We start from the raw sequence: 9,166 nt of genomic DNA, 5'->3' as shown, positions 1-9,166 counted from the left end.
CGGGAAATTATGCGGCTTGCCGCCAACTAGAAGAGGACATCGCGAAGGAGGAGAACCGGGCTTATGAAGACGGGAAAGCTTAATCATTTTTTTACGCAATATGCCATTTATATCGTTCTGATCCTTCTCGTAGCGGGCATTGCGGCGTCCGATCCGCGGTTTCTGTCGGTCGATATTTTGCGGGACATTTTGCTGCAAAACTCGACCCGCGCCATTATCGCGCTGGGAGCCGCGTTCGTGCTGATTACGGGAGGAACCGATTTGTCCTCGGGGCGCGTCGTCGGGTTGACGGCGGTATTGTCCGCTTCGATGCTGCAGACGGCCGACTACCCGCGCCGGTTTTTCCCGGATATGCCGGACCTGCCGGTCTGGGCGCCGATCTTGATCGGGATTGCCGCTGGGCTGCTCGTTGGCCTGATCAACGGCTGGATCGTATCCAAGCTGAGCGTGCCGCCGTTCATCGCAACGCTGGGCACGATGGTCATCGTCTACGGGGCCAACTCGATCTACTTCGATTTGAAGCCGAACGAATCGCAGCCGATTGCCGGCTTGCGTCAGGACTTCACAACCATCGGCACCGGCTTCATCGGTCCGAACGGGCCGTATTCGCTGCCGTATATCGTTATTATCGCAATTGTCGTTGCTTTTATCGTCTGGGTCATTTTCAACAAGACGCGGCTCGGCAAAAATATGTACGCCATCGGCGGCAACATGCAGGCGGCGGTCGTCTCCGGGATTAACGTCAAGCGCAACCTGATCTATATTTATGCGATCGCAGGCGCGCTGTACGGCTTGGGCGGCGTGTTGGAGGCGGCCCGTACGGGCGGCGCGACGAACAACTACGGCAACATGTACGAGCTTGACGCGATTGCCGCGTGCGTGGTCGGCGGCGTATCGACGGCGGGCGGGATCGGAACCGTGCCGGGCGTACTGGCGGGCGTGCTCATCTTCGGTGTCATCAACTACGGCTTGACCTTCATCGGCGTCAGCCCGTATTGGCAGCTCATTATTAAAGGGCTGATCATCGTAGCCGCCGTCGCTTTTGATATTCGCAAGTATTTAGCGAAAAAATAAGGAAGTCGCAAAAAGCTTGTCGCATGGGCGGCAAGTTTTTTTTGCGTTAGGCCCCAAGGAGGATTGCAATATCTTTATTTATCCGATAAAATAACTATGAATTAACCGAAAGGAATGGGTGATTCCGATGACGGCACGTTGTCCTCATTGCTCCGGCGTTCAGCCCTTGGACGCTTCGATCTGCCCTCACTGCGGAGCCGAGGCGAAGACGCAAGACCGGCTGCTGGACGCTTTGACTTATTGGGACGGCACGGCTGCCGCTCCCCGTCTGTATCCCTCTTTGATAGCCCTTCTGATCGTTGTCGTCGCCGGCGGAGCGGCCGCTTGGTTGCATTTTCCCGCGCTTTTCTGGACCGGTGCCGTCATCGCGCTTCTGTACCGCCTCTTCACGATTAAAATTTGAAGCCATTTCGTCAATCATAATAAAAGCTTATTCATAGCATCAAGGATTCGTATTTGTGTTTTCCTCCCGAATCTCTTACGATTACACCTGTCGGAAGTACATGGGAATCGGGGGGAAGCACTATGAACGGTTTGAAATCGCTGGGCCCGGGTCTCGCGCTCACGGGAGTCATTGCAGCCGTGTCTTACGGGCTCGGCCTGCTGTTTCCGCTGATCGGCGGCTCGGTTTTCGGCATCGTGATCGGCATCCTGGTGAACAATCTATGGCGCAAGCCGCAAAATACATGGCAGGGCATTCGTTTTTGCTCCAAAAAAGTGCTGCAATGGGCAATTATCCTGCTCGGCTGCCGTCTCAGCCTGTCGGAGGTATGGAAGACGGGCACGGAGACGTTCGCAGTCATGATCGTCACGCTGCTGCTTGCGTTCGCCGCGGCCTACGGATTCGGGCGGCTGCTTCGCATTCCGCCGCGCATGGCGACGTTGATCGGCGCGGGCACCGGCATTTGCGGCGGTTCGGCGATCGCGGCCATCTCGCCGGTCATCGAAGCGGAGGAAGCGGAGATCGCGTATTCGATCTCGACGATCTTTTTGTTCAACATCGTCGCGGTTCTTGTTTTTCCGGCGCTTGGGCATGCACTCGGCTTATCCGATGCGGGCTTCGGGTTATGGGCGGGGACCGCGGTGAACGACACGTCTTCCGTCGTCGCCGCAGGGTATGCGTTCAGTACGGCCGCCGGGGATTACGCCACCATCGTGAAACTGACGCGCACCACGATGATCGTGCCGATCGCGATCATTATGGCGGTCGTCGTCGGTTGGAGCAAGAAGCGGGAAGCTGCGGCCGCCTCTGAGGGAGGAGCGTTTTCGATCAAGCAGGTATTTCCTTGGTTTATTTTATGGTTTCTCGCCGCTTCGCTGCTGTACACGCTCGGACTCTTCGGGGAGCAGCTTTTGCAGTGGATTCATCTGGCGGCGCAGTTTATGATCGTGGTGGCGTTGACCGCGGTCGGCTTATCGGCCGACTTCCGGCAAATGACCGCAACCGGGGTAAGGCCGATGATTCTCGGCTTAATCGTCTGGTTAGTTGTCTCCGTCACCGGATATGCGGTCGGCACGCTGACCGGCCAAATGTGACGTTTCCGTTAGGCGGGAACGTCTTTTTCTTTTGCAAAATCACGGAAGGAGGAAATCCGTTCCATCTCATCGAATCTTTAGTCAAGTACGTAAGACAAGCGAAGGAGAGATGCCCATTGTTTAAAAAAATCGGCGTATGGGTCATGAGCGCAGCTCTTGTGTTTACGGCCGGCTGCCAGCCGCTTGGCGGTTTGGATATGAATCAGGCCATCGAAAACGAGTTGAAGACGGATACTTACGAGGCTTCGCTGTCGGTGGCGCTGCAATACGATGTAGGAGATACGAGTGCCTTGTCTGAATCCGAGAAGGAACGAGTGGCCGTTTGGAACGGATTTCAATTAAACGTATCCAGCTTGAAGGTGAACCGAAAAGAGCAGACAATCTCAGCCAAAGGGTCGCTGTCTGCTGCCAAATTGAACCTTCCGTTTGCCGTTTCCTTGGATAAGGACGTTGCGGTGCTAACCGTGGAAGGCGCGAACAAGCCGATTGTCATTGCCGATTGGCGTACGAACGAGCTGACCGGTCTGTCCCACGAGCTGACGATGTACGACGATTATTGGTTCTATAAGCTGAAAAGGATTATGAAGGAAATGCCCTTGGCAGATCAACAAGAGTTAACCAACAAAGCGATAGGTCTCATTGCCAAAAATCTTCCAAACGCCGCCTCCCTTGCCGTAGACAAAAAGACGGAGACGATCCAGGGGCAGACGGTAAGCGGACATCAGCTCCGGTTTGATGTATCGGGAGAGGAATTTGCCTCGTTATTCCGGTCGTTGTTTAAAAGCGTGGCTTTGGACGACCAAGGCTTGCGCGAGCTGGCTGTCGTCATCTACGATAAGTTCCATCCTGAGCTAAAGGAACTTGGCTTCGCGGAGGAATTGTTCCAAGACCGGCAGCTCGGTACGGAAGCGGTCTATACGGGAGCGAAAGCCATTGCTCTTTATTTGACCTCCGAAATGGGCGGTGCTTGGGAGCAGGAGCTGCTGAGCCAATCCAAGCTTAAAGTGAATGCATTCGTAGACGAGAGCAAGCATATTCGCCAGTGGAACGCCGAAATCGCCATGCAAAGCCCTCCGGGAACGGAAGAAGGAATCCGCGGCGGCAAGCTTACCGTCCGGATGGACCGCTGGAACATCAATGGAAATGTGAAGCCGGATATCATCTCCGCGAAGGATGCGGTCCTGTACGAGGACTTATCGAACGAGGACAACTTGAGACAAGTTGTGCAGCCGGATTCGGCGTTCTACAAGCTGTTGAAAGAGCAGCTTCGAATCACGGAGAAGTATTTGTACTTCTATATTTGGTCCGAATCCGACTTGGACGACGTACCGGCGGCAGAGGCAGAGGGGACGGAGCCTTATCCGGCCTACAATGATAATGGCGCCTATATTTCGGGTAATAATACCGCCTATGTGCAAGGGAAAGAGCTCGGGGAAGGGCTTGGCTATAAGGTGACATGGGATGCGGGAACGAAAACGATGACCATCGCGAGCTCCCAGACGGAGATCGTACTGCAAGCGGGCAGCGCGACGGCCCGGGTGAACGGAAACGACAAAAGCATCGGCGCTCCCGCCGTGCTGAAAAAAGATGCGCTCTACGTTCCGGTCCGGTTCGTAGCCGAGCAATTGGGCGCGAAGGTGAAGACCGAGGGAGAGGAAAGCTTATACTCCATCGAAGTATATAAACCGTAGTCCAGGACGCACAGAGAAAAAAACAAAACGCCTGATTCTTCATCCATTGCGGAAAAAGAATCAGGCGTTTGTTGTTTCTTGTAAAACGGGTTAGGATTTTGGCTTCGTTACATGTACGGCGTTCTTAACGTATTCTTCCAGCGTCACGCTTTGCTTGACGATTGCTTTGGCGGTGTCTACGCCGACATAGCGGAGGTGCCAAGGCTCATATTGGTAGCCGGTAATGCTTTCTTTGCCCTCCGGATACCGGATGATAAACCCGTAGTCGGCCGCGTGCTCGGCAAGCCATTTGGCTTCCTTGGTGGCGCCGAAGCAGTCCTGCGCCGCGCATTTGCCCGAGCTGCCTGCCACGTCGATGGCCAGCCCCGTCTCATGCTCGCTGTGTCCGGGCTTGGCGCTGTATTTGTTCGCCGCGGCTTCGCCGTCTTTTTGCACGTAGCGGTTATATACCGTTTTTTGCGTTTCATGGGAGCGGTAAGCGGAGACGCCGGCCAGCGGCAGGTTATCCTTTTTGGCTGCTTCAAACAGCTTTTCAAGCGCTGCAGCCGCTTCCTTGCGCATTTTGCGCTTTTCAAGCTTTTCTTTGAACGTAAAAGGCACATTCGGGTCAACCAAGTCCTGCGGCTTGTAATTTTCCGGCAGCTTGTTTGTTTTGTTGACGAGAACCGCAATATCCGCCGGTTTCGCGACAACCTGAACATCTCCTGTTTTTCCCGATGAAGAGGCGTTTTGCTTCGCGCCGGATTTGGTATCCGTTTGAGCCGTCTGCTTTAACTCGCCTGGGGTACCGGTAGCTTGGTTCTGCCCGTTCGTCGAGGCGGCAGGCGTCTCGGACGGTTTCGACTTGGATGCATCTGTGCTAACGTCAGTCGAGCCGGAATTCGATGAGGCGGGAGGCGCCGAGGTTCCGGCTGCGGTGTCGGTCGGCGTTTTGCTGCCGCCATCTCCGCATGCAGTCGATACAAGCATGATTGCAGCCAACAGCATCGCTGCGGCGGTCGTACGACGAGAGTTCAATAGAGCCAAATCCTTTCTTTATTCAAATACTTGCGCGTTTTTAGCGGTCTTATTACATAGACGACGTACGGAAACGAAAAGTTTCTAATTTTTCTCCCATCCGCTTCCTGTAAAAATATTCCCTAAGGTGAGAGATCGGATTCCGATTCGTCGTCTATACAGTATAGAACGCTAGGAGGACCGAGTGGTGGAGGAACGCGATATCCGGCAGGAGTCGGAACGAGAGCTTATTCATCGGATTGTAGAGGGAAGCAAGCAAGAATTTTGCTTTCTGGTCGATCGTTATAAACAGAAAATTTACGGCCTCCTTCGGGGAATGGGGGCGAGTCCTATGGATGCACAGGATTTGACGCAGGAAACCTTCATTAAGGCCTATCGCAAGCTTGCTTCGCATCAACCGGACAAAAGCTTCGCCTCCTGGTTGTATACGATCGCCGCCAATCTGTTGAAGGACCATAAGAAGAAGCACAGATTTGAAGAGCATCCGATCGGGCAGGTTGAGACTGCGGTCAGCGACGGTCCGGAGCAATCGCTGCTTCAAACGGAACGGCGAACGGAATTTCAGCGGCTGCTGGCCCTTCTTCCGGCCAACTACCGGATGGCGCTGCTGTTAAGGTACACGAATGATTTGAGCTACGAGGAGATCGGCGAAGTGCTGGAAGTGCCCGTAAGCAAAGTCCAGAACGACTTGTACCGGGCGAAAAAACGTCTTAAGCAGCTCATGATCGAGAGCAAGGAGGGGATGGAATATGAAATGCTTGAGTCGCGATGAAATGGAGATGTTCCTAACCCGCTCTGTCGTCACCGACCGCAGCGGCATAGCCAATCATATCGCCACTTGTTCCGATTGTAAGCACTTGAAGGAGGATCTTGTGCAGGAGGAGGAGCACTGGTCCCGGGAAATATATGCGGAAACGCTGCCGGAATCATTCACGGATCAAGTCATGTCCGCGCTGCAGGACGAAGAAATCGAGCCTGCGACGCCTGAACCGATTACCGAACGGGCAGGCCGCGTGGCGGTGACACGCCGCCGGAAAATCTGGTGGGTCACGGCAGGAATAGCTTCCATCCTCGTGCTGCTGAGCGTGGCGTCCTTCTATTCGATACCGACGGTCGCGGAAATGATCCGTTCTTTGTATTCACGCAACTATGTAGATATTGGCTTGCTGCGGGCGCAGGAATTCGGTTTGGTACAGCATCCGAATATTAAAATAAAAGACAAAGGCTACACGCTCAAAATCGACGAGGCTGTTGCCGACCCTACCCGTGTTATTGTGGCGCTGCAGTTGTTCGGCCCGGACGGAAAGCACGAGCGGGCTCGCTTAAGACTCTTGGAAGAAAGAAACGGAAATCGCATAGTTGTTAAGGACGAGCAGGGGAAAGTGATTGGAAAATTGGAAGATATTGGGTTTACGAACGACTTTTATTATCTCGTTGCTTTTTTTGCGCAACCGATTCAATCGAATCGCATCACGATTGAGGGACAGATCGGCATAATAGATGGAGATCCGTGGGACAAGGGGTTTCCTGCTATTAAAGGAAACTGGAATTTCGAGTTCCCGATCGATATGACGGAGGCGCAGAAACAAACGAAGATTACCAAATTGCAGGGGGAGTATACATCCCCAGGCGGTATGACGGTTCGTTTAAAGCGGTTAACCCGTATGGTACAGGGTGTTCGTTTGGAGTTGGATACGGAGCTCAGTCCGGAGGCATTGATGCGGTCTCCGGGAGACCTTTGGCAGAAGCAGGAGCTGATGTTTCATTTTGATGACGCGGCAGGCAGCGAAATTCATAGCGTTGGGAGAGGCAGCGATTTTCCCAGTGTGATGGCTAAATCTCAGACGCCGGGGGATAGCCGCGGTCTGATGCACTTAAGCTACACGTTTAAAGATTTGCCGGAGGACCAGCCTTACCGTTTCGTCTTCGACGGTTATTCGGTAGCGGAGCGGGACGGTTCGTCGGTGAGCTTTGAGCCTGCCCGTCTGAAGGAGGAAGCGGTGTTCTTCCGTACGGATGGCGACAATATCCGGTTAAAAGGATTTACAATCAAACAACCGCCAGATACGGACAGTAAGGAAACGGAAGGCGTGCTGCATGTTGATGGGAAACTCTGGAACGAGCCGTCGTACGACGATTGGACGGTACGGAATTCGGAGGGGAAAGAGTATTCGGCTTCGATGACAGGGCATTCGATATATGGGCTTTCGAGATTGAACGGATCAGATTGGACGATCGAACTGGGAGGGGACAATAAGTTCAAAATCCCCGGTATGCTGACCGTGCCGGAACGACTAACGCTGATACGCAACGTTGTGATTAAACGATACGTCAACGTCGACTGGTCGGTTGAGATGAATGGGAGTCCGGGGAATCGCCAATAACGCAGGCCTGGTGGGCTCCATGCAGCAGTTTGGCAACAATAACTTACTATCGGGCGGAATGAAGAGGCAAAAGGACAGCGGAGGAAGCTGTCCTTTTTGCTTGGAATCAGACTCATTTTGACGTAGAAGCAGTCACAAGTACGAAGTTGGATGATGGGCAGGGAAGAGAAGGCTGGGGGCTGTCTTCATGGTAGTCGGACCCGTTGGCTGTGGGCACTAAAATAGAGGAACTCCGATTTGCTAATCACAGTCCCCTGTCCTCAGGAAAAATATAGAGGAACATACGTTAGCTATCCATGTCGAAAATAGTTTGTTGCGCCTCAAAAGGGAGCAATAGCGCATCGCAGTTCCTTTAAATGTTGCCAAAGGCGGTCGGGTGAAGCCCATAGCTCACTACAGTTCCTCTATTTGGCACGCATGACGTATGGCGTATGGCGTATGATCTAGATGGCGGATGGTGCATATAGGAGGATGGTGCGCATATAGCGTATGCAGCTAGTGTATGGTGCATATAGCGTGTGGTGTATATGTCGGCGGGTTCACAGCAGGGATGTTACAGCCGGTGGTGATCCGCCCGCCAGGACCGGATTGCTTTCTTGATGTCATCGGGCCGCATGTTTTCTTCTGCCGCTTTGCGGCACAGCTCCGGGTATTCCTGATCGCCGGCGAATCGCAAAGCGATGATTTGCCTCAGCGATAATCGGGGATCCATGGGCTTTCCGGTCAGGATAAAGTGCCGGAGCAGCTCTTCCGCCCGGATGGCGCGGTCTTGAGCCTTGAGCGCATACGTCCGCACCAGCATGACCAAGATGGCGGCGATGACGCTCAGCACGAGCAGGAGCAGTGCGGCGGTCACGCCTTCTCCCGCTATCAGAGAACGGACGGCATAAATCACGGCACCGACGAGAACGATTAAAGTCAGCCAAAGAAGCACGAAATGGAACAGCGGATCAAATTTGCGGTGATTGGCGTACTGTTGGGTTTCCAAATGATTTTCCTCCCGTAGTCAGGTTAGTTTTATTGTATAACCGGCTGTGAGAGTTTACCACATCCTTGGTTGCTTGACTGTCCGCTTTTTTGTAAAGTGAAGAAAATAACGATACTGGAGGTTGTCTTCTTGGCTTACGTTACTTCCGATTATGCGGGACGTTTGGAAGCCCATCTGCGATCCCATGCGAACCCGGAATTGGCAGGTCCGATGCAGGCATATATGCGCGATCAATTCGCTTTTCTGGGTATCAAATCGCCTGAACGAACGGCGCTTGTCCGGCAGTTTCTTCAAGAGAACGGCGTGCCGGGAAATGGGGAATTGGAACAAGCGGTCCGGGAATTGTGGGCGCAGCCGGAACGCGAATTCCAGTATGCGGCGCTAACGCTGCTCGGGAAAAGAGGCAAGCCTGCGGATGCCTCCCGAATCGAGCTTTTGGAAGAGCTCATAACGACCAAATCGTGGTGGGATACGGT

At 53.6% G+C, this 9,166-nt stretch carries 9 protein-coding genes; 7 read left to right on the top strand and 2 right to left on the bottom strand.

Going from position 1 to position 9,166, the window contains the following annotated elements; translation table 11 throughout:
- The first annotated feature begins 63 nt into the window (after window positions 1–63).
- The 4 genes from mglC to QJ48_RS17240 all read left to right on the top strand — a co-directional run bounded on the left by mglC (window position 64) and on the right by QJ48_RS17240 (window position 4,301).
- Window positions 64–1,074 (top strand): galactose/methyl galactoside ABC transporter permease MglC, encoded by a 1,011-nt coding sequence (mglC, locus tag QJ48_RS17255; protein ID WP_054974794.1) that lies wholly within the window; start codon window positions 64–66, stop codon window positions 1,072–1,074.
- A gap of 127 nt (window positions 1,075–1,201) precedes the next feature.
- Window positions 1,202–1,477, top strand: a complete 276-nt coding sequence (locus QJ48_RS17250; RefSeq protein ID WP_054974793.1) for a hypothetical protein — start codon at window positions 1,202–1,204, stop codon at window positions 1,475–1,477.
- 122 nt (window positions 1,478–1,599) lie between these two features.
- A complete protein-coding gene (locus tag QJ48_RS17245) occupies window positions 1,600–2,610 on the top strand; it encodes a YeiH family protein (protein WP_054974792.1) in 1,011 nt (336 codons plus the stop codon).
- 116 nt (window positions 2,611–2,726) lie between these two features.
- Window positions 2,727–4,301 (top strand): copper amine oxidase N-terminal domain-containing protein, encoded by a 1,575-nt coding sequence (locus QJ48_RS17240; protein WP_054974791.1) that lies wholly within the window; start codon window positions 2,727–2,729, stop codon window positions 4,299–4,301.
- 90 nt (window positions 4,302–4,391) lie between these two features.
- On the opposite strand, the gene QJ48_RS17235 is transcribed toward QJ48_RS17240, so the two are convergent.
- Window positions 4,392–5,327, bottom strand: coding sequence for a M15 family metallopeptidase (locus QJ48_RS17235; protein ID WP_054974790.1), 936 nt, complete (start codon window positions 5,325–5,327; stop codon window positions 4,392–4,394).
- Window positions 5,328–5,505: 178 nt separating this feature from the next.
- Between QJ48_RS17235 and QJ48_RS17230 the strand changes: the two genes are divergently transcribed.
- Together QJ48_RS17230 and QJ48_RS17225 are read left to right on the top strand one after the other, a co-directional pair.
- The gene (locus QJ48_RS17230) at window positions 5,506–6,090 is read left to right on the top strand and encodes an RNA polymerase sigma factor (RefSeq protein WP_237762948.1); all 585 of its coding nucleotides are present in this window, start codon (window positions 5,506–5,508) and stop codon (window positions 6,088–6,090) included.
- Window positions 6,068–7,702, top strand: coding sequence for a DUF4179 domain-containing protein (locus QJ48_RS17225; protein WP_082420548.1), 1,635 nt, complete (start codon window positions 6,068–6,070; stop codon window positions 7,700–7,702). The genes QJ48_RS17230 and QJ48_RS17225 overlap by 23 nt, the downstream gene beginning before the upstream one ends.
- A 553-nt stretch (window positions 7,703–8,255) precedes the next feature.
- On the opposite strand, the gene QJ48_RS17220 is transcribed toward QJ48_RS17225, so the two are convergent.
- Complete coding sequence (locus tag QJ48_RS17220; RefSeq protein ID WP_054974788.1) at window positions 8,256–8,690, bottom strand: DUF6526 family protein; 435 nt, start codon at window positions 8,688–8,690, stop codon at window positions 8,256–8,258.
- 129 nt (window positions 8,691–8,819) lie between these two features.
- On the opposite strand from QJ48_RS17220, the gene QJ48_RS17215 reads away from it, so the two are divergent.
- Window positions 8,820–9,166 (top strand): DNA alkylation repair protein (locus QJ48_RS17215; RefSeq protein ID WP_193394458.1); only part of this gene is annotated, 347 nt, incomplete at its 3' end.

The organism is Paenibacillus sp. A3 (assembly GCF_001399685.1).
Classification (GTDB): domain Bacteria; phylum Bacillota; class Bacilli; order Paenibacillales; family NBRC-103111; genus Paenibacillus_G.
The sequence above is the reverse complement of the archived record's forward strand: the minus strand, read 5'-3'. Positions and strand labels throughout refer to the sequence as shown.

What these genes read in the sequence shown, in the direction of transcription:
- mglC (WP_054974794.1), top strand. Translation starts at nt 64, where the DNA reads ATGAAGACGGGAAAGCTTAATCATTTTTTTACGCAATATGCCATTTAT.
- QJ48_RS17245 (WP_054974792.1), top strand. Translation starts at nt 1,600, where the DNA reads ATGAACGGTTTGAAATCGCTGGGCCCGGGTCTCGCGCTCACGGGAGTC.
- QJ48_RS17250 (WP_054974793.1), top strand. Translation starts at nt 1,202, where the DNA reads ATGACGGCACGTTGTCCTCATTGCTCCGGCGTTCAGCCCTTGGACGCT.
- QJ48_RS17225 (WP_082420548.1), top strand. Translation starts at nt 6,068, where the DNA reads ATGAAATGCTTGAGTCGCGATGAAATGGAGATGTTCCTAACCCGCTCT.